We start from the raw sequence: 19,379 nt of genomic DNA, 5'->3' as shown, positions 1-19,379 counted from the left end.
TGATCAGCTCGCCAGCAGCATGCGGTCGGTCTTGACGGAGAAATGGCCGATCAGATCGATAACCGTGACCCTCGCCTTCTCTTCGCCTGTGACCTCCAGGAGGACACGGCCGGCGTCGAGCATGATCACCCGGCTGCCATAGTCGACGGCGTGTTGCATGTTGTGGGTCACCATCAAGGTCGTCAGCTTCAATGCGCTGACGGCGCGCACCGTTGCCTGCATGACGATCTCGGCCGTGCGCGGATCGAGTGCCGCGGTATGCTCGTCGAGCAGCAGCAGGTCCGGCGATCCGCCGACTGCCATGATCAGAGACAGGGATTGCCGCTGCCCGCCCGAGAGCAGGTCGACGCGCGTGTCGAGACGATTTTCGAGGCCGAGGCCCAGTATCGACAGGCGCTCCCTGTAGGACGCAAGCCGGGTGGCGTTCAGCCCCTGGCGCAAGGTGCGCTTGCTGCTGCGCAAATCAGCCAGCAGCATGTTTTCCGCGACCGTCATGCTGGCGGCGGTACCGCGCATCGGGTCCTGGAACACGCGAGCCAGTTTCGCGGCGCGCTTGTGCACGGGCATGCCAGTCACATCGGCGCCGTTGATCAGGATCTGGCCGGAATCGAGGATCAGGGCGCCGGAAATGGCATTGAGCATGCTGCTCTTGCCGGCTCCGTTGGAGCCGATGACGATGCCGAACTCGCCCGTGGCCAGCGACAGGCTGAGACCGTCCAGCGCGATCTTCTCGTCGGCCTGGCCCTTGTAGAACACTTTGCGTGCGGATCGGATCTCGAGCATCGTTCCTCCCTGACCTCAGGGTGACGGCGTCCGCGCCGTCACCCCTGCTGCCCCGATGTCAGTCGACGATGCAGCCGCAATCGGCCATCGAAGCCGGTATCTCGATGCCGAACGCGGCCATCGCCTTGCGCGAGATCGTTGCCATGTGATCCTTGTAGGCCGGGCGCGACGGCGCGATCGTCTTGGGATCCTTGCCCTTCAGGATTTCGGCTGCGATGTTGCCGGCGTTGATACCGACCTGCGTATAATTGACCGCGAAGCTTGCCGGCACGGTGCCGTTGCGGACCGCGCTGTCATCGGAATTTACGACCGGAATACCAGCCTGGCGGGCAGCCGCGGAGACAGCGGCGATCGCCGGCTGGATCAGGTTCGAAGCCGGGCCGTAGATCACGTCGGCCTTGCCGGCGAGCGAGGCGATGCGCTGCTGGATGTCATTGACGTTGTCGATGCCGACTTCCACGACCTCGAAGCCGGCGGCGGGTGCCGCCGCCTTGATCTTTTCGACCAAGGCAACGTCGTTGGCCTCGCCCGGATTGTAAGGCACGCCAAAGCGCTTGGCGTTCGGCAGCAGCTTCTTGGTGAAGGCCATTACCGCGGCGACGTCCTGCAGGTCGCTGGCGCCGGTCATGCCTTCGTCTCCGGAGTCCCATGACGGTACCAGCTTGGCCGCCACCGGATCCGTGACCGCGGCAAAGACGATCGGAATGCCGGAGCCCGCGAGCGCCTTCTTGGCGATCTGCGAGACCGGCGTGGTGATGGTGTAGATCAGCTTGGGCTGCTCCGCCTGCAGCTTGGCGATCATCTGCGGCACCAGCGATGCATCGAAATTCGTATGGCTCTCCGTATAGACGACGTCCTTGCCCTCGACGAAGCCATTATCCGTCAGCGCCTTCTTGAAGCCGGCTATAGCGGCGTTGAGCTGCGGATGCTCGCCGAAATTGGCAATGCCGATGCGTATCTGATCGGCAGCGGCAGTACCCGCGCTCACCATCAATGCGCCGGCCAGGAACAAACCCGACAACCAAGCGGATTTCGACTTCAACATCATTTCCTCCCAGATTTGATCAGCGCCGCTTGGAGCGCGGCTACTGCGGCGATCATGGTCAGTCCGCCGGCCCGTGTCAAATATTATATATAATTCTTGCCATGCTCCGACATCATATATAATTTTTCTCTGCCAGACGACGGATGGACCGCGATGCAGGATCAAACCAGCTCCACAAAGACGGAGGCAGCCTATCAGCTGTTGCGGCGCGATATCCTGACCACGCGCCTCATGCCCGGCTCCCCGCTCAAGCTGAGTGCGCTGCGCGGTACCTATGGCGTCGGCTGGACGCCGTTGCGAGAAGCCTTGTCGCGGCTCGAGGCCGAACGCCTTGTCACCGCCATCAGCAATCGCGGCTTTACCGTGGCTCCGGTATCGCGGGCCGAACTGGAGGACCTGGCGCGCGCCAGGATGGTGGTCGAGATCCCCCTATTCCTCGAATCGATGGAGAAAGGCAGCAAGGAGTGGGAGGATGCTGTCGTCACCGCCCACTACCGGCTCTCCCGCTGCAAGACCGCGGTCGACGATCCCTCGGATGCGGCCGTCGACAAATGGGACGAGAACCACGAGGCTTTCCATGCGGCGCTGCTGAGCGCCGCCACATGCGATTGGCTGCTGCGTTTCCGCTCGACAATCTCGGATCAGCTGCGCCGGCATCATCGCTTTCTTGGTCTGGCGCCGACATTGCGGGCCGCGGCTGGCCTCAAGGATGGCTATGAAGAGGCTATGGAGGCACTGCGTGAAGCGATTGCGATCGAACACCATACCGCGATCATGGAAGCGGCACTCGATCGTGACGTCGAGCGGGCCAAGGCGCTGATGACTGCGCATATCGGCTACACCCTGCATGTCTATGTCCACAGCGAAGACAGTGGCGCGACCGAATACGCTGCCCGCGCCGGCAGCTTGAAAGCGGGTTCCGGATGACTTCAGCGCTTCCGCAACGCCTGTTCGCACGCACTTGATCGGGGCCGGCCGGACGCCTGGATCGATCGCTGCCCGAAGCTACGATCGTTGGCGTTTTGATTTCGTTTCGTTCCGCGAATGATGGATCCACAATTTTTACGATCCACCCCCGGGAAAGCCCTCCAAAAGACTGATGCCAAGCCTGGGCGGAGGATGGGCCACAGCCCATTAACCAAAACGATTTCAATGTGCTTGCCGACGGCGGAAAGGGTCGATTGCCGTCCGCTGTCGCGGGCAAAAAACTTCAGACGTCTTAACAAATTCATTAAACTTTAAACGGTTGCGGAACACAACTGGAACAGATAGTGTTTGTTCTGGGTTTGTTTTTCGATTCTGGTTCAGACCTTTCGTTCACTGCCTTGGGGGCCGCCATGCTGACACGCAAGCAACATGAACTGCTGATGTTCATCCACGAACGGCTCAAGGAAAGCGGGATACCGCCCTCCTTCGACGAGATGAAGGAAGCGCTCGATCTTGCCTCCAAGTCGGGGATCCATCGCCTGATCACGGCGCTGGAGGAACGCGGCTTCATTCGCCGGCTGCCCAACCGGGCGCGCGCGCTGGAAGTGCTGCGGCTGCCGGACTCGATCGCGCCGGGCCTCAATGCGGCGAAGAAGTTCTCGCCAAGCGTCATCCAGGGCAGCCTTGGCCAAGGCGGTCTCGGTCGCCAGATCAGGCCGGCGGCCGCGCCGTCGCGCCTGCCCGCAGCCGGTAACGACGACGATGCGGTTTCAGCCGTGTCCATCCCGGTCATGGGCCGTATCGCCGCCGGTGTGCCGATCGATGCCATCCAGCACCAGACGCATTCGATTTCGGTGCCGCCGGACATGATCATGGGCGGCGAACACTATGCGCTGGAAGTCAAAGGCGACTCGATGATCGAGGCCGGTATCTTCGACGGCGATACGGTCATCATCCGCAATGCCGACACGGCAAGTCCGGGCGAAATCATCGTGGCGCTGGTCGATGAGGAGGAAGCAACGCTGAAGCGGTTCCGCCGCAAGGGCGCCTCGATCGCGCTCGAAGCCGCCAATCCAGCCTACGAAACGCGCATCTTCGGACCGGATCGGGTCAAGGTGCAGGGCAAGCTTGTCGGGCTGATCAGGCGCTACTGAGCCGGCTTGCCATCGAGCTTGTCGGACTTTTTATAGGGCAGCAGCCCTCTCGCCTCGCGTGAGAATTTTCGCTGCTCGTGCCAGGGGCGGTATGGTCCGTCGACGGCGAATTCGATCGCAGCCGGGCTCGTGGCCGACTGGGGATCGAAGTAGACGGCGGCACTTCCCTTGCGGGCGAGCTGTCGTTTGGTGACCACGAGAACCAGCGGATCGTGGCAGGCGTCATAGGCGGTCGCGTCATTGACGACGATCAGGTCGGCGAAGGCGCAGGCCTTCCAGGTGCTCTTGCGATCCTCGACATAGGCGATGATCGCACCGGAGGGGTGCCTGGCAAGACACAGGCCTTCGCGGCAATAGAACGGCGATCCCCGCGGCAGGTCGGTGGGACTAGCGATATCGAATTGCCCGTCCATCTTGTCGAACATTTCCGGTTTGACGATTGTTTCGGAGATCAGAGCGCGTTTCCAGTTGTCGGCTGCGAATTCGTTCGGACGTTCCCGGTTGACGGCCAGTTCGCCATTGCCGATCGGCAGGGCGACCAGCCGCGCGTCTTCCGAGATCAGCACATCGGGCGTATGTGTGTGCGACACAGTCAAAAGGCCGGCAAGCGCGAATGGCAGCGCGGCGAGCCGCAACCAGGTCGTCGCCACCGTCGCGATGACCAGCGCGACGGTGACCAGCAGCACGGATTGCTGCGAGATCAGCCCGACCCCATCGATCGGAGAGCGCTCCGATATCCACGCCGATACGGCGATCATCGCCGTCAGGCCCTTGCCCATGAGGTAGAGAGCCGGCCAATCCAACCCGAACGGCATCAGCAACGCGCTGGCGACAGCCAGGAACATCACGACCGATACGATCGGCATGACGGCCAGATTGGCGAACAGGCTGAGCGGCGACACCCGCTGGAAATGCCAGATGGCAAACAGCGCCGTTGCGCTGCCGGCGATGATGGACGTCATGGCCAATCCACCTGTCGCCAGCAGGAATTTTCGCGTCAGGAACCCGGGCAGGGATCGCTTTGGCGGCGGCGGCCTCGTCTTTCCCGCATGGTGGTCGGCCCAGCCGGCATAGGCGCCGACCAAGGCCGCGGTCGCCGCGAACGACATCTGGAAGCTCGGGCCGACGACCTCGTGCGGGGAAACCAGGATGACGGCGATCGCCGAGATCGCCAGGTTGCGCATGGTCAGTGCCGCGCGATCGAACAAGACGGCGACCAGCATCACCGCCAGCATGATGAAGCTGCGCTCGGCGGCGACGACGACGCCGGAAATGACGAGATAGGCGGCGATAGAGAAAAGTGCGGCGGCGGCCGCGTATTTCTTCACCGGCCGGCGCGCGGAAAAGCCTGGAAACAGCGCGAAGACGCCGCGTAACAGACCCATGATGGTGCCGGCCACCAGCGCCATATGCAGTCCCGAAATGGAGATGATGTGATAGATGCCGGTACGCCGCATCGCTTCGTTGATTTCATTGGGAATGCCGGCGCGCACGCCAACGATCAGCGCCGCCGCGATCTCGCCTTCGGCGCCGCCAATGCTGCCCCTGATATGGTCGGCGATGGCTTCGCGGGCATCTTCGATGCCAGAAAAAAGGCGTGCCGGCAGCGGCATCTGACCGTCGTCGGCGGAGACAACGGTTGGATTGCCGAGAAAGAAGCCGCTGCCGCCGATGCCGGCGAAATAGCTCTCGAAGGAGAAGTCGTAGCTGTCCGGCCGCACCGGACCGGTCGGCGGCAGCAGTTTGGCATAACCTGTGACAAGCGAGCCGGCGGTCATTTCCGGCGGTATCTTGCGTGCCGAAAGCCGGACCCTTTCCGGCGCATAGCGCAGTTTCGGGCGGGCCGTCGAAATCACGTCCATGGTCAGCCGGATGCGGCCGGTCTCCATTTCTTCGATCGAGACCACGCGGCCGGTCAGCTGCGTCGATATCTCCGAGCCCAGCATCCGGGTTCCGGCTCGCCATGTTTCGACCTTCGCCGCGAGCAGGCCAAGCACACACAACAGCACTGCCATGAAACACAGATGGGTTTTCGGCCAAGAGCGGGAGACGAATGCACAGATCGCCGCCAGCATCACGGCAGCGACGGGCCTTGCAAAATCGGGCTCGGACGCCAGCGAAAAGTAGCCGATCGCCCCAACGGCCAGGCAGACCGGCACCAGCAGGAAGGCGATGCCCCGGTCGAGTTCCAGCTCCGCCGCCTTGGCCACGCCGTGACGCAGGCGAGGCAAGGCAATCAGGCCGATTTGCCGGCGCACGCGCACAATCCCGCGCGCGGCGGGAGACGGAGTTGGCGCCGGGCTGTCCGCCTGCGGCGGCTGGATTGCGGGCGCAGCCACGAGCGGCGATGGCAGTGGGATCGCCGGAGGCGTTGTAAACAGGGACCGCTCGCTGACGCCGACAATGGCGCCCTCGCCCCGATCCGAGCCCCGGCCTCGTCCAGTCATCGGGTCTGCCCCTTGCGCCCTCGACACCCTATGCTACATGAACGCGCGACGCGCGAAAGTCCGCGCACTCCGCACCCAGCTTCAGACGTTTTCCGAGAGTTTCATGCCCGACAAGGTCATCACCCGTTTTGCCCCCTCGCCGACCGGCTATCTGCACATCGGCGGCGCACGCACGGCGCTGTTCAACTGGCTCTATGCCAAGCACACCGGCGGCACGATGCTGTTGCGTATCGAGGACACCGATCGCGAGCGCTCGACCGAGGCGGCCACATCAGCCATTCTGGACGGACTGACCTGGCTCGGTCTGTCATGGGACGGTGAAGCGGTCTCCCAATTCGAGCGCGCGCCGCGCCACCGGGAGGTCGCCGAGGAACTGGTGCGGCTGGGCAAGGCCTATTACAGCTACGAGACTTCAGCCGAGCTCGAGGCGATGCGCGAGGCGGCCCGCGCCAAGGGCCTGCCGCCTCGCTATAACGGCCACTGGCGTGACCGCGTCCCGTCGGAGGCGCCCGCCGGCGTCAAGGGCGCCATCCGCATCAAGGCACCGACCGAGGGCGAGACGGTGGTGCAGGACCGGGTCCAGGGCGAGGTGCGCTTCCCCAACAAGGATCTCGACGATTTCATCATCCTGCGCTCGGACGGCAACCCGACCTACATGCATGCCGTCGTCGTCGACGATCACGACATGGGCGTCACCCACATCATCCGTGGCGACGATCACCTGACCAACGCCGCGCGCCAGACCGTGATCTACAACGCCATGGGCTGGGACGTGCCTTCGATGTCGCATATCCCGCTCATCCATGGCGCCGACGGCGCCAAGCTGTCGAAGCGCCACGGCGCGCTTGGGGTCGAGGCCTATCGCGCCATGGGCTATCTGCCGGAGGCGCTGCTCAATTACCTGGCGCGGCTCGGCTGGAGCCATGGCGATGACGAGATCATGTCGATCAAGGACATGATCTCCTGGTTCGATATCGGCGACGTCAACAAGGGCGCGGCGCGCTTCGACTTCGCCAAGCTCGAGGCGCTGAACGGCGTCCATATGCGCCGCATGGCCGATATCGAATTGTTCGACATCTTCATCGCCACCTTGCCTTATCTGGAGAGTGGCCCGGCGATGGCGGCGCGCCTCGACGAGAAGAACAAGGCGCAGTTGCTGGCAGCGCTCCCAGGCCTGAAGGAGCGCGCCAAGACGCTGGTCGAGCTCGTCGACGGCGCCGGCTTTCTGTTTGCCACGCGGCCACTGCCGATCGACGACAAGGCGGCTCTCCTGCTCAATGACGATGCCCGCAAGATCCTGCGTGGCGCTCACGAAGCTTTGAATGCGCTGTCCGGCGACTGGACAGCGGCCACGGCCGAGGCCGCGATCCGCGACTATGCGCTGGCCGGCGGCTACAAGCTTGGCGCCGTGGCCCAGCCGTTGCGGGCCGCTTTGACCGGTAAAAGCACCTCGCCAGGCGTGTTCGACGTGCTGGCCGTGCTGGGGCGCGAGGAAAGCCTCGCGCGCATAGCGGATCAAATCGATTAGGAGCAAACTGGCCCAAGAAGAAACTGGCCCAAGAAGATTGGCATTGAAAGGCGCGTTTCGCAGTGCAACATTAGGCCCTGGCCCAATCTGGCACGCACCTCCTAAAATGCGGTGGCGACTACGCGCATTGCGGTGATTTCGACGTGTCGCTCTGCGGAATTTGCCTTTGCCGGCATGAGGAAACAAGAAGGAGTTTGCAATGACCGAAGCTGCGAAAAAACTGGATATGGGCGGCCAGGAGGCCACGGCAACGCTGGAATTCGCCGGCAAGACCCACGAATTCAAGGTGCGAAGCGGCTCGGTCGGACCTGACGTCATCGACATCGCCTCGCTCTACAGCACCACCGGCGCCTTCACCTATGACCCCGGCTTCACCTCGACGGCAAGCTGCGAGTCGGAGATCACCTTCATCGACGGTGATGCCGGCATCCTCCTGCATCGCGGCTACCCGATCGACCAGTTGGCCGAACACGGCGACTTCCTCGAGGTCTGCTATCTCCTGCTCTACGGCGAACTGCCCACCAAGGCGCAGAAGGACGATTTCGACTATCGCGTGACGCGCCACACCATGGTGCACGAGCAGATGTCGCGCTTCTTCACCGGCTTCCGCCGCGACGCGCACCCGATGGCGGTGATGTGCGGCGTGGTCGGCGCGCTGTCGGCCTTCTATCACGACTCGACCGACATCTCCGACCCGTACCAGCGCATGGTTGCCTCCATGCGCCTGATCGCCAAAATGCCGACGATCGCGGCCATGGCCTACAAGTACCACATCGGCCAGCCTTTCATTTACCCGAAGAACGAGCTGAATTTCGCCGCCAACTTCCTGCACATGTGCTTTGCCGTGCCCTGCGAGGAATACAAGATCAACCCGGTGCTGGCGCGGGCCATGGAGCGCATCTTCATCCTGCATGCCGATCACGAGCAGAACGCTTCGACTTCGACCGTTCGTCTCGCCGGCTCCTCGGGCGCTAACCCCTTCGCCTGCATTGCCGCCGGCATCGCTTGCCTGTGGGGCCCGGCCCATGGCGGCGCCAATGAAGCGGCGCTTAACATGCTGGGCGAGATCGGCCATGTCGATCACATCCCGGAATTCATCGCCCGTGCCAAGGACAAGAACGATCCGTTCCGCCTGATGGGCTTTGGCCACCGCGTCTACAAGAACTATGATCCACGCGCCAAGATCATGCAGAAGACGGCGCATGAGGTCCTGGGCGAACTCGGCATCAAGGACGATCCGCTGCTCGACATCGCGATGGAACTGGAAAAGATCGCGCTGACCGATGCCTATTTCATCGAGAAGAAACTCTATCCGAACGTCGATTTCTATTCCGGCATCACACTGAAGGCGCTGGGCTTCCCCACCACCATGTTCACCGTGCTGTTCGCGGTCGCCCGCACGGTCGGCTGGATCGCGCAGTGGAAGGAAATGATTGAGGATCCGCGCCAGAAGATCGGCCGCCCGCGTCAGCTCTACACCGGCGCGCCGGAGCGCGACTACGTGCCGATCGCCAAGCGCTGAGACAAGTTGGTAGTGAGTAGTGGGTAGTGAGATTGGAGAATGTGCTAACTCACTACTCACTACTCACTACTCACTACTGCCTACTCACTCTCTTCCTCTCTTCACGCACCCCATCACCACCTGCGCTGCGATCTCACCAGATGGCTTGTCCGTTGCCATGCGCCGTGAGATCTCGGCAAACCCGTCTTTCTGCCAGGCGCGCATGCCACTGTCGGCCAACAGCGCTTCCAGCTGGCGCGCCAGATTGTTCGGTTTGACATACTCGTTGTAAAATTCCGGGATCAACGCGCGATCCGAGATCAGGTTGGGCAGCAGGGCCGACCAGACGGAAACGAGATACGGCGCGACGACACGCGCGACCGGGTCGAGCCGGTAGCAGGAGATCATCGGCACCCCGGACAATGCCAGTTCCAGGGACACGGTGCCGGACGCGATCAACGCGCCGTCGGCCTTGCCGAAGGCCTGCCATTTGCGCTCGGGCTCGAGGATGATCTCGGGTTTCTCGTCCCAGCGCGTGACCGCGGACCGCACGGTATCCGCGACATGCGGCACCGTCGGCAGCATCAGGCGGAGCCGATGCCCGCGAGCCCGCAACATCGACACGGTCTCGCCGAACGGCTCGAGCAGCCGCCGCACCTCGCCGCGCCGCGAGCCGGGCAGGACAAGCAGCGTCTTCACGCGGTCTGGTGAAAGATCACGCGGCTGGCCTTGAGCCTTTGCCGCCGACAGCACGCCCGGATCATGCGTCAGGCGATGCCCGACATAGGTACCGGGCGGACCACCTAGCCGATCGAGCTCCTTCACCTCGAATGGCAGGATGCACAGGATGTGGTCGACATAGGGCTTCATCGCCACCGCCCTGCCCGGCCGCCATGCCCAGACGCTCGGGCAGACATAGTGGACGATCGGGATCGACGGGTTGGCCGCGCGCACCTTCTTGGCGACGCGCAGCGAAAAATCGGGGCTGTCGATGGTGACGAGGCAGTCGGGCTTGGCGTCCGCAACGATCCCCGCCAGCTGGCCGATCCGCCGGACTAGGCGCGGCAGGTCACGCAGGACGGCACTGAACCCCATCAGCGCGACCTCGCCGGCGTCGAACGGCGAAACCAGCCCGAGCGCCTGCAGATGGCGGCCGCCGAGCCCGACGAGTTGCACCTCGCGACCTGTTGTCTGGCGGAGCGACCGGACGATGTCGGCGCCAAGCAGGTCGCCCGACTCCTCGCCCGCGACGATCGCGATCTTCAGCGCCCTGTCAGCCATGTTCGGACTCCGCTGCGGCCAGGCCGACGATGAACAGCCCAAGGTCATTGGCACACGAGAGAGTTGCGGGGCCTTCGAGGATCAGGGAGCGTCCCGCCTCGACGGCAATGCCGGCAAGCCCCGCGGCATGCGCTGCCTCAACCGTCTGTGGCCCCATGGAAGGAAGATCCGCGCGCAACTCCTGGCCAGGCTTGGCGCATTTGACCAGAACGCCGCGCGTCTTGCCGGCGATACGGCCGTGGCCGCGCAGCAACCTGGCGCGGTCCAGCAATCCGGCCGTGCCCTCGATGCCTTCAAGCGCAATGGTCCGGCCGCCGATCGCGATCGCCGCCTGGCCGATATCCAGCGCCCCGATGGCCTTTGCCGCGGCGAAACCCGCCTCGATGTCGCGCCAGTCCGATTTCTGAGGCGCGGCCCTGGTCAACACCCCTTCGGCGGCGACAAGGCTCGGCACGATCTCGTGGGCGCCCACGACCTTTATGCCCCGAGCCTCTAGCCCGCTCGCCACCACCTTGAGCAGCCCATCGTCGCCACGCGCCAACGCCATGACAACGAGGGGTACCACGGCGAGCAGGCTGAGGCTTGGACGCAGATGTGTCAGTCTGGGCCTGCGCTTTATCTCGCCGGCAAGCACCAGATGGGTAATCCGGTTGCGCTTGAGCAGCGGAACGAGCGACCCTATCGCCTCCAGGGCAAGCGTCTCATGCTCGTACTGGCGCAACTCCGCCAGGCGGTCGGCCTCGCCGTCCATGAGCACGATGAAGGGCGGATGACCCTGTTCGGCCAAACCGGCAGCGACTTCGACCGGAAGGCTGCCACCGCCGGCGATGATGCCGACCCTGGCATCAGGCGGGAGACCAAGACCAGCCGCGGCTGTCTCAGCCTTCGTCATCGGTATCGTCGCCATCGCCGCCCTTGAGCGATGGCACCGCATAGTGCCGCTTGCCGCGACTGCTGATGAAGTCGATGATCTTCATCGCTGTCGGCGACGAGGCGAACTCCGCTTTGGCCAATTCGATGTTCTCGCCGACTGTGCGGGAGCGGTCGAAGATCGTCTTGTAGGCCTTGCGCAGCAGATAGATCTCGGACCGCGGCAGACCGGCGCGCTTGAGGCCGATGATGTTCAAGCCGCGCAAGCTGGCGCGGTTACCGACCGCGATGGCATAGGGAATGACATCACCGACAAAAGCCGAGCACCCGCCAAGAAAGGCGTTGTCGCCTACACGCACGAATTGATGAACGGCGCTGAGGCCGCCGATATAGACATTGTTGCCGATCTCGCAGTGGCCGCCCAATGTCGCCCCGTTGGCGAAGGTAGCGTTGTTGCCGACGACACAGTCATGGGCGATGTGGGCGTAAGCCAGAAAATTGCCATTGTCGCCCACCGTGGTCTCGCCGCGGCTGGTGTCGGTGCCGACATGCATGGTCACGCCTTCGCGGATGGTGCAGTTGGCGCCGATGACGAGTGTGGTGCGGCCGCCCTTGTGCTTGGTATTCTGCGGCGGTCCGCCCAGGATCGCCATCGGATAGGCCTTGGTCGACGCTCCGATAGTGGTCGCGCCCATCACCGAGACATGGCTGACCAGTTCGACACCGTCACCGATCACAGCGTCGCCGCTGACATGGCAGAACGGCCCAATGCGCACACCCTGGCCGATTTGGGCGCCTTCTTCCACGATGGAGGAAGGATGGATTGACGTCTTGATTTTCATAAGCACTCGATCGTCAGTCGCCGGTGACCATCATGGCTGAAATCTCGGCCTCGGCCGCCTTGGTACCTTCGACCAGGGCTTCGCAGGCGAATTTGAGCAGGTTGCCGCGCTTCTTGATTTTCTTGACATGGATCTTCAACTGGTCGCCGGGAACGACCGGTTTGCGGAATTTGGCGTTGTCGATGGTCAGGAAATAGACCAGCGACGGTTTCGACGCCCCGAGGCTTCGGATGCAGATGGCGCCGGCCGTCTGCGCCATGGCCTCGACGATCAGTACGCCCGGCATCACCGGCTGCTCCGGGAAATGCCCCTGAAAATGCGGCTCGTTTATGGTCACGTTCTTGATGCCGATGGCGGATTCGTCACCATCGATGTCGACGATGCGGTCGATCATGAGGAAGGGATAACGGTGCGGCAGGAGCTTCATCAGCCCCAGTATGTCGACCGCTTCCAGCGTTGTCGCCGCCACCATGTCAGCCATTGTCCTTGCCCTGCTTGCGTGCCCTGGCCATCGTGCGCAACATGGCTATCTCTCGCATGGCTTCCGCCATCGGCTGTGCCGGATAGCCACCCCATATCTCGCCGGCGGGAACATTGCTCATAAATCCACTTCTGGCGGCAAGCTTGGCACCTGAACCAATCGTCAGATGATCCGCAAGCCCGACGCCGCCGCCCATGGTGACATTGTCACCCACCACGACGGAACCGGAAATACCTGAAAGCCCGGCTACTATGCAATTGCGGCCGATGCGGACGTTATGGGCGATCTGCACGAGATTGTCGATCTTGGTGCCTTGCCCGATGATCGTATCGGACATGGCGCCGCGATCGACTGTGGAATTGGAGCCGATCTCGACATCGTCCTGGATGATAACCCGTCCGATCTGTGGAACACGTTCCGGCCCCTTGGCGCCGCCGACAAAGCCGAAGCCGTCCTGGCCGATCCTGGCGCCACCATGGATGATGACCCGATTGCCGATCAGCGCGTACTGGATACTGGCGGCCGGGCCGACATAGCCGTCACGGCCAATCTGGCAGGACTGTCCGATGACGGCGTTCGGCGCAATGACGGTGCCGCCGCCGATCGAGACGCCTGGGCCGATGACCGCGCCGGCCTCGATGATAGCGCCGGCTTCGACATGCGCGGTCGGATCGATATGGGCATGCGGCGAAACGTCGGTCTCACCGGTCATTGGCCCCGGCGTGGCGGCTGTCGGGAACAAGAGGCGCCCAACCAGCGCGAAAGCCTGTTGCGGCCGTGGATGGATCAGGACAGCGATGCCGGCAGGCGCCTTGTTTGCGAAGTCCGCCGGACACAGAACCGCCGCCGCCCGCAGCGACGGCATCAGCGCAGAATTGCGTTTGCCGTCGACGAAGACGAGCGCGTTGGCGCCACCTTCATGAGCTGGCGCCAACGCTTCGATCGAAACGTCGGATTGGCCGGAATCGACAAGCACCGAGCCGGTCAGATTCGCGACTTCGGCCGCCGTATACCGGCGTGATGGCGCGAAGAACACCGGATCGGTCATTCCAGAAGCTATATCCAGCTAGGTCGGAACATTTCTCCCGGATCCAAAACCCGGGAGCATCGTTGGCCGCCGATCAGAAGCGGGTCGATATGCCGAAGTTGAATTCCTGCACGTCGTCTTTGGCTTCCTTCTTGACCGGGATCGCATAGTCGATACGGATCGGCCCGAACGGCGAGGCCCACATCAGGCCGACACCGACCGAGGCACGAAGCTTCATGTCGAGAGAAGCCTGGTCGACCGTCGTGCTGATCTTGCTGCCGTAGAGCGTCGCAGCGTCCGCGAATACAGCACCGCGGAGACCGAAGCTCTCGGGAATAACCGGCAACGGGAACTGCGCTTCGGCCGAGGCATTGAAATAGGTCACCCCGCCCAGATGGTCACCCGTATTCGGGTCCACCGGACCGATGCCATTATACGCAAAGCCACGGATCATGCGGTCGGTGCTCTGGAACTGATCGAAAATGCGCAGAGTACCGTTGTTACCATAACTCTCGACATGACCGGCGCCGCCCGAAATCAAACCGACCAGATCAAGCTGCTCGGACAACGTCTGATAGATGCTGCCGCGCCCGGTAAGCTTCACGAACTTAGCATCACCACCAAGTCCGGCCACTTCGACGGTCGTGTTGGCGTAGATACCCTCGTGCGGGTTCTTCATGTCGTCGATCGTGTTGTAGACCAGCCCTAGGCTGATCGACGATTTGATCCAAGGACTTTGAGCGATACCATCCAGGATGGCCGGTGAAATCGTGCAGGTGCCGTCCGGATTTCCGATGGTGGTAGGACCACAGCTATCGTCGACCTTATACTTCTCTTGCGAGATGTTGTACGCGAGCTGGGTCGTGATGCTATTGGTGATCGGCAGTCCGAACCGGATCGTCGCGCCTGTGGTGTCGCTGTCGTAGTTGTTGTTGTACTGCCTGGTCGACTTGTAGATGTCGAAACCGGCAGCGATGCGCCGGCCGAGGAAGTAGGGCTCGGTGAAGGACAGGCTGTAATCGCGCGAGTTCTTGCCGCCGCCGGCGGACACCTTGATGAACTGGCCGCGACCGAGGAAGTTGCGCTCGGTGATCGATCCTTCGACGGACGGTCCGGCCGTATCGCCACCGGTCGAATAGCCGGCACCAACCGAGAATTCACCCGTCGACTTCTCGACCACATCGACCACCAGCACGACCTGATCAGGGGCCGAGCCAGGCACGGTCGAAATGTCGACTTTGTCAAAGTAATTGAGGTTTTCCAGGCGCTTCTTCGCGCGCTGGATGAGCACCTGGTTGAACGCGTCGCCTTCGCTGACGTCGAATTCGCGGCGAATGACATAGTCGCGCGTCCGATCGTTGCCGCGGATCTCGATGCGCTCGACATAGGCCTTGGTGCCCTGGTCGACCGTGTAGACCACCGAAATCGTATGGTTCTCGAAGTTGCGGTCGCCGCGCGGCGTCACCTGCGCGAAGGCATAGCCGGAACCGGCCACCTTCTCGGTCAGGGCGATGATGGAGTCTTCGACATTCTTGGCATTGTAGACATCGCCCTTGCGGGTTTCGACCACCGATTCCAGAGACTTGGAGTCCACTTCCGGGATCGTGCTTTCGACGCTGATGTCACCGAAATTGTAGCGCTCGCCTTCCTGGACGGTGATGGTGACCGTGTATTTGTTGGTCGCATTGTCGAGCTCGCCGACAGCGGACACGACCTGGAAATCGGCGTAGCCGTGATTGAAGTAGAAGCGGCGCAGCAGTTCCTGGTCGGCGCGCAGCTTGTCTTCATCATAGACGTCGTCGCGCAGGATGAACGAGACCCAAGATGAGCGCTTGGTGTTGATCACGTCCGACAGGCGGCGGCTCGAATAGGCGCTGTTGCCGACGAAATTGATTGCCGCGATCTGCGTGCGATCGCCTTCGGTGATGTGGAACACCACATTCACGCGGTTGTCGCCGAGCTCCATGATCTGTGCGGTCACGCCGGCATCGTCACGGCCGATGCGCCTGTAAGCGGCCTTGACCGCCTCGACGTCCGAATCGAGCGTAGCCTGGGAGAACGTGCCGCGCGGCTTCAGCTGAACTGCTGCCTGAAGCGCGTTGTCCTTGAGCTTCTTGTTGCCCTGGAACAGCACCTGGTTGACGACCTTGTATTCCGAAACCTTGACCACCAGGGTCGAGCCGACCTGGTTGATCTGGACATCCGAGAACAGTCCGGTGCCGAACAGCGCCTTGACCGCGCTATCGACATCGGAGCTGGAGAAGGCCTTGCCGGGCTTGATGGTGATGTAGTTGCGGATGGTATCGGCGTCGACACGCTGATTGCCGCTCACCTCCACCCTGCTTACGACAGCGGCTTCGGCCGCCGATGTGGCAACGAACTGCACTGCGAACGCACCGGGTACGACCAGAGCGGCGGACAGTGCCGCCGCTGACGCGGCGTTTAGAAACTTGGATGCTGCCTTCATCGGGCTTAATAACCTTTTCTCGTAGTCCCCACGGCGAGAAAACCGGACGTGCGGTCATTTCCCCTACCGTATTAACCGGATTTTCCCTACACGCAAGGCTTCTGGTTAATTTGTATTTACTTAACCCTGTTGCGTGGCTTTCGCGTCACTCATATCCCCGTGCATGGTAAACGGCGTCTCAACATCGACCATGCCCGGGCCAAATTCCTTCATGATTTCAGCACCCAAAGAGATCGTTCCAGAACACGAACCCCATGAAGCACAGCACCAGAAGCAGACCGGCCCGATAGGCCATTTCCATCATCCGTTCCGACACCGGCCGGCGGATGACGGCCTCCACCCCGTAGAACAACAGGTGGCCGCCGTCGAGGGGGGGAATCGGCAAAAGGTTTAGAATGCCTATCCCAACGGAGAGCAGCGCGACGAGCTGCACCAGCCACTCGAAACCGAGTTTGGCAGCCTTGCCGGCCATGCCGGCGATCTTGACCGGACCACCCAACTGGCACTTGTCCTCGCGCCCGACGACGAAGCGCTGCAGAAACTGGCCAGTGCGCTCGATGACGTGGCCCGTTTCCTCAACGGCCGCCGCAACGGCTCCCACCGGAGTGTATGTGATGAGACGAGGCTGGCCGAGTTCCTTGTTGTTGACGACGCCGATTACCGCGACCTTGATCTTGTTGCCGAGCGCGTCCTCCTGCTCCATCAGCTGCGGCGACGCGGTCACCGTGACCTCCTTGCCGTTGCGCAGCATGACGAAGGTGATGGTATCGCCTGCGCGGCCCGAGACCAGCCGCTGCACGTCGCCGAAGGTTTCGACCTTGCTGCCGTCGACGCTGACGAATCGGTCTCCAGGCAAAATGCCGGCCTTGGCCGCGGGACTGCCTGTTGTAACCTCCGCCACCATGGGCTCCGCGACATAACGCCCATAGGAGGCAAACAGCACGGAAAAGACGACGATCGTTAGCAGGAAGTTGAACAGCGGCCCGGCCACCACAGTTGCCGCGCGCTTCCAGATCGCCTGGGTGTGGAAGGCAACCTTGCGTTCCTCGTCGGTCAGCGTTTCGAGCTCGTCCGATGTCGGCTTGCTGGAGGTGGCGCTCATGTCGCCGACAAACTTGACATAACCGCCTAGCGGTATGGCGCAAAGCTTCCAGCGCGTACCGTGCCTGTCGTTGAAGCCGATGAGCTCCGGACCGAAGCCGATCGAGAAGGCCCTGACCCCGATGCCGCACCACCGGCCGACGAGGTAGTGGCCCATCTCGTGAACGAACACCACCACGGTCAGTACGAAGAGAAACGGCACGAGCGTGCCGAGAAAGAGGCCTTCCGTGCTGAAAATCGCGTGAAGAATCTCGTTCAACTCAAGCCCTCAAATTCTTCCGCGGTCGCTGCATGACTGTGACATCAATACAGGCGAATCCAAGGCACGTTCGCGCCAGATCGTGGAATGACACCGTTCAAATGGGAAACAGCCCCTGTGCCGGATGATCGGCGCCCACCAAAATCCAACCGATGACGTATAGGGCAAGAGCGGCCGCGACAAGCCCGTCGACACGATCCATGATGCCGCCATGGCCAGGAATGAGCACGCCTGAATCCTTGCGGTCGTGCCGCCGTTTGACCCAGGATTCGAACAGGTCGCCAGCCTGGGCGACAACGGACAGCACCAGCGCCACAAGGCCGAGCAACGCCAGGTTGCCGGCGCCGGCAATGGCTGCCAGCAGAAGTCCCGCGACGACGCCACCGACCGCCCCGCCGAATGCGCCGCTGCGCGTCTTGCCTGGCGAAATCGACGGCGCCAGTTTGGGCCCGCCGACGGCGCGCCCAACGAAATAGGCGAAAATGTCGGTCGCCCAGACGACAGCGAACAGGAACAGGATGGCGATGAGGCCCGAATGATCGCCGTCGCGCAGCAGGGCAAGCGACAGGCCCGACACGCAGGCATAGGCAAGACCGCCGGCGTCCCACTGGCCGATCTTGCGGATTCCCGCGGTGGCTGCCGTTATCGCAACCAGAATCACCATGAGCGGCAGCAGCCAAAATGCGGACAGGCCGGCAATCAGGGCGCCGACGAAAATGACCATCAGCGCTTCCGGCAGGAAACCAAGCCCGTCGGTCGCGGCGGGCCGCGCCATGCGTGTCCACTCATAAAAGATCATTGCCGCCATCGCGGCGCACAGCAGCCGGAAAGGCAGGCCGCCAAGCCAGGTCAGGCCAAGGGCGACAATGGCCAGCACGACCGCCGAAATCACACGCAGCTGAAGGTTGCTCATCCCGCGGCCGGTCGCGAAGCGACGTCTTGCGGGCCCAGTCCGCCGAAGCGGCGCTCGCGGCCGGCATATTCACGCAAGGCCTCGGCGAAGTGCTCACGGTTGAAGTCCGGCCAGTAGCACGGCAGGAAGACGAGTTCGCTGTAGGCGGCCTGCCACAAGAGGAAGTTGGACAGGCGAAGCTCGCCGCTGGTGCGGATGACCAACTCCGGATCGGGAATGCCTTGCGTGTCGAGAGAGCCGGCAAAGCTTTCGGCGGTGATCGCCTCGCTGTCGATTTCACCGCGCGCCACCGCCTCGGCGAGCTTGCGCGCCGTGCGAACGATCTCGTCGCGCCCGCCGTAGTTGAAGGCAATCACAAGCGTCAGCGAGGTGTTGTGGATCGTCAGTGATTCGGCTTCGTCGAGCAGCCCTCTGATGTCCGCCTGCAGCCCTGCCCGGTCGCCGATGATCCTGACCCGCACGCCGCTCTGGTGCAGCTCGGCAAGGTCGCGACGAATGAACAGCTTCAACAGACCCATAAGGTCGCTGACCTCGGACTTCGGTCGCGACCAGTTCTCCGACGAGAAAGCATAGACGGTCAGGAAGGAGATGCCGAGACCAGGGGCGGCACGCACAGCCTTGCGCAGCGCCTCGACGCCGGCGCGATGACCCGCGAGCCTCGGCATACCGCGCGCCTTGGCCCAGCGTCCATTTCCATCCATGATGATCGCGACATGCGCGGGCGTTGTCATGATCTCGCTTTCGGGTCAGCCA

General features: G+C 62.7%; 16 protein-coding genes. 4 read left to right on the top strand and 12 right to left on the bottom strand.

Annotated elements, in window-relative coordinates; translation table 11 throughout:
- Positions 1 to 3: 3 nt before the first annotated feature.
- Together LB536_RS04610 and LB536_RS04605 are read right to left on the bottom strand one after the other, a co-directional pair.
- On the bottom strand, positions 4 to 783 hold the full coding sequence (locus LB536_RS04610; protein WP_224590267.1) for an ABC transporter ATP-binding protein: 780 nt from the start codon (positions 781 to 783) through the stop codon (positions 4 to 6).
- Positions 784 to 841: 58 nt separating this feature from the next.
- Positions 842 to 1,828: an ABC transporter substrate-binding protein gene (locus LB536_RS04605; RefSeq protein ID WP_224590266.1), complete on the bottom strand. Its 987-nt coding sequence runs from the start codon at positions 1,826 to 1,828 to the stop codon at positions 842 to 844.
- Between the two features lie 153 nt (positions 1,829 to 1,981).
- Between LB536_RS04605 and LB536_RS04600 the strand changes: the two genes are divergently transcribed.
- Together LB536_RS04600 and lexA are read left to right on the top strand one after the other, a co-directional pair.
- Entirely contained in the window at positions 1,982 to 2,755 is a 774-nt protein-coding gene (locus tag LB536_RS04600; protein ID WP_224590265.1) for a GntR family transcriptional regulator, read from the top strand.
- Between the two features lie 410 nt (positions 2,756 to 3,165).
- Positions 3,166 to 3,909: a transcriptional repressor LexA gene (lexA, locus tag LB536_RS04595; RefSeq protein ID WP_140757454.1), complete on the top strand. Its 744-nt coding sequence runs from the start codon at positions 3,166 to 3,168 to the stop codon at positions 3,907 to 3,909.
- Here the strand turns inward: lexA and LB536_RS04590 are convergent.
- Positions 3,903 to 6,356, bottom strand: coding sequence for a ComEC/Rec2 family competence protein (locus LB536_RS04590; protein ID WP_224590264.1), 2,454 nt, complete (start codon positions 6,354 to 6,356; stop codon positions 3,903 to 3,905). The genes lexA and LB536_RS04590 overlap by 7 nt on opposite strands.
- A gap of 103 nt (positions 6,357 to 6,459) precedes the next feature.
- Between LB536_RS04590 and gltX the strand changes: the two genes are divergently transcribed.
- Both gltX and gltA read left to right on the top strand, forming a co-directional pair.
- Complete coding sequence (gene gltX / locus LB536_RS04585; RefSeq protein ID WP_140808458.1) at positions 6,460 to 7,884, top strand: glutamate--tRNA ligase; 1,425 nt, start codon at positions 6,460 to 6,462, stop codon at positions 7,882 to 7,884.
- Between the two features lie 199 nt (positions 7,885 to 8,083).
- The gene (gene gltA, locus LB536_RS04580; RefSeq protein WP_224590263.1) at positions 8,084 to 9,406 is read left to right on the top strand and encodes a citrate synthase; all 1,323 of its coding nucleotides are present in this window, start codon (positions 8,084 to 8,086) and stop codon (positions 9,404 to 9,406) included.
- 84 nt (positions 9,407 to 9,490) lie between these two features.
- Here gltA and lpxB read toward each other — a convergent pair whose 3' ends face one another.
- The 9 genes from lpxB to LB536_RS04535 form a co-directional block, all read right to left on the bottom strand.
- Complete coding sequence (lpxB, locus tag LB536_RS04575) at positions 9,491 to 10,666, bottom strand: lipid-A-disaccharide synthase (RefSeq protein ID WP_224590262.1); 1,176 nt, start codon at positions 10,664 to 10,666, stop codon at positions 9,491 to 9,493.
- Entirely contained in the window at positions 10,659 to 11,573 is a 915-nt protein-coding gene (locus LB536_RS04570) for an LpxI family protein (protein WP_411966529.1), read from the bottom strand. Before LB536_RS04570 ends, lpxB begins: the two co-directional genes overlap by 8 nt.
- The gene (gene lpxA, locus LB536_RS04565; protein ID WP_140808464.1) at positions 11,545 to 12,378 is read right to left on the bottom strand and encodes an acyl-ACP--UDP-N-acetylglucosamine O-acyltransferase; all 834 of its coding nucleotides are present in this window, start codon (positions 12,376 to 12,378) and stop codon (positions 11,545 to 11,547) included. Before lpxA ends, LB536_RS04570 begins: the two co-directional genes overlap by 29 nt.
- 13 nt (positions 12,379 to 12,391) lie before the next feature.
- Positions 12,392 to 12,859 (bottom strand): 3-hydroxyacyl-ACP dehydratase FabZ, encoded by a 468-nt coding sequence (fabZ, locus tag LB536_RS04560; RefSeq protein WP_140757460.1) that lies wholly within the window; start codon positions 12,857 to 12,859, stop codon positions 12,392 to 12,394.
- Entirely contained in the window at positions 12,852 to 13,907 is a 1,056-nt protein-coding gene (lpxD, locus tag LB536_RS04555) for a UDP-3-O-(3-hydroxymyristoyl)glucosamine N-acyltransferase (protein ID WP_224590260.1), read from the bottom strand. Before lpxD ends, fabZ begins: the two co-directional genes overlap by 8 nt.
- A gap of 73 nt (positions 13,908 to 13,980) precedes the next feature.
- Positions 13,981 to 16,353, bottom strand: coding sequence for an outer membrane protein assembly factor BamA (gene bamA, locus LB536_RS04550; RefSeq protein WP_224590259.1), 2,373 nt, complete (start codon positions 16,351 to 16,353; stop codon positions 13,981 to 13,983).
- A 217-nt stretch (positions 16,354 to 16,570) separates the two neighbouring features.
- Positions 16,571 to 17,713, bottom strand: a complete 1,143-nt coding sequence (rseP, locus tag LB536_RS04545) for an RIP metalloprotease RseP (protein ID WP_224590258.1) — start codon at positions 17,711 to 17,713, stop codon at positions 16,571 to 16,573.
- Positions 17,714 to 17,810: 97 nt separating this feature from the next.
- The gene (locus LB536_RS04540) at positions 17,811 to 18,626 is read right to left on the bottom strand and encodes a phosphatidate cytidylyltransferase (RefSeq protein ID WP_224590257.1); all 816 of its coding nucleotides are present in this window, start codon (positions 18,624 to 18,626) and stop codon (positions 17,811 to 17,813) included.
- A complete protein-coding gene (locus LB536_RS04535; RefSeq protein WP_140757465.1) occupies positions 18,623 to 19,357 on the bottom strand; it encodes an isoprenyl transferase in 735 nt (244 codons plus the stop codon). Before LB536_RS04535 ends, LB536_RS04540 begins: the two co-directional genes overlap by 4 nt.
- Positions 19,358 to 19,379: the final 22 nt, after the last annotated feature.

The organism is Mesorhizobium sp. ES1-3 (assembly GCF_020164795.1).
Taxonomy (GTDB): Bacteria; Pseudomonadota; Alphaproteobacteria; order Rhizobiales; family Rhizobiaceae; genus Mesorhizobium.
This window is presented reverse-complemented; position numbering and strand designations above follow the sequence as displayed.

Bases quoted from the DNA above. Each gene is read 5' to 3' on its own strand.
- lpxA (WP_140808464.1), bottom strand. From the start codon at position 12,378: ATGAAAATCAAGACGTCAATCCATCCTTCCTCCATCGTGGAAGAAGGC.
- LB536_RS04540 (WP_224590257.1), bottom strand. From the start codon at position 18,626: ATGAGCAACCTTCAGCTGCGTGTGATTTCGGCGGTCGTGCTGGCCATT.
- LB536_RS04605 (WP_224590266.1), bottom strand. From the start codon at position 1,828: ATGTTGAAGTCGAAATCCGCTTGGTTGTCGGGTTTGTTCCTGGCCGGC.
- lpxD (WP_224590260.1), bottom strand. From the start codon at position 13,907: ATGACCGATCCGGTGTTCTTCGCGCCATCACGCCGGTATACGGCGGCC.
- fabZ (WP_140757460.1), bottom strand. From the start codon at position 12,859: ATGGCTGACATGGTGGCGGCGACAACGCTGGAAGCGGTCGACATACTG.
- gltX (WP_140808458.1), top strand. From the start codon at position 6,460: ATGCCCGACAAGGTCATCACCCGTTTTGCCCCCTCGCCGACCGGCTAT.
- LB536_RS04590 (WP_224590264.1), bottom strand. From the start codon at position 6,356: ATGACTGGACGAGGCCGGGGCTCGGATCGGGGCGAGGGCGCCATTGTC.
- LB536_RS04535 (WP_140757465.1), bottom strand. From the start codon at position 19,357: ATGACAACGCCCGCGCATGTCGCGATCATCATGGATGGAAATGGACGC.
- bamA (WP_224590259.1), bottom strand. From the start codon at position 16,353: ATGAAGGCAGCATCCAAGTTTCTAAACGCCGCGTCAGCGGCGGCACTG.
- LB536_RS04570 (WP_411966529.1), bottom strand. From the start codon at position 11,573: ATGGCGACGATACCGATGACGAAGGCTGAGACAGCCGCGGCTGGTCTT.
- LB536_RS04610 (WP_224590267.1), bottom strand. From the start codon at position 783: ATGCTCGAGATCCGATCCGCACGCAAAGTGTTCTACAAGGGCCAGGCC.
- lpxB (WP_224590262.1), bottom strand. From the start codon at position 10,666: ATGGCTGACAGGGCGCTGAAGATCGCGATCGTCGCGGGCGAGGAGTCG.
- gltA (WP_224590263.1), top strand. From the start codon at position 8,084: ATGACCGAAGCTGCGAAAAAACTGGATATGGGCGGCCAGGAGGCCACG.
- LB536_RS04600 (WP_224590265.1), top strand. From the start codon at position 1,982: ATGCAGGATCAAACCAGCTCCACAAAGACGGAGGCAGCCTATCAGCTG.
- lexA (WP_140757454.1), top strand. From the start codon at position 3,166: ATGCTGACACGCAAGCAACATGAACTGCTGATGTTCATCCACGAACGG.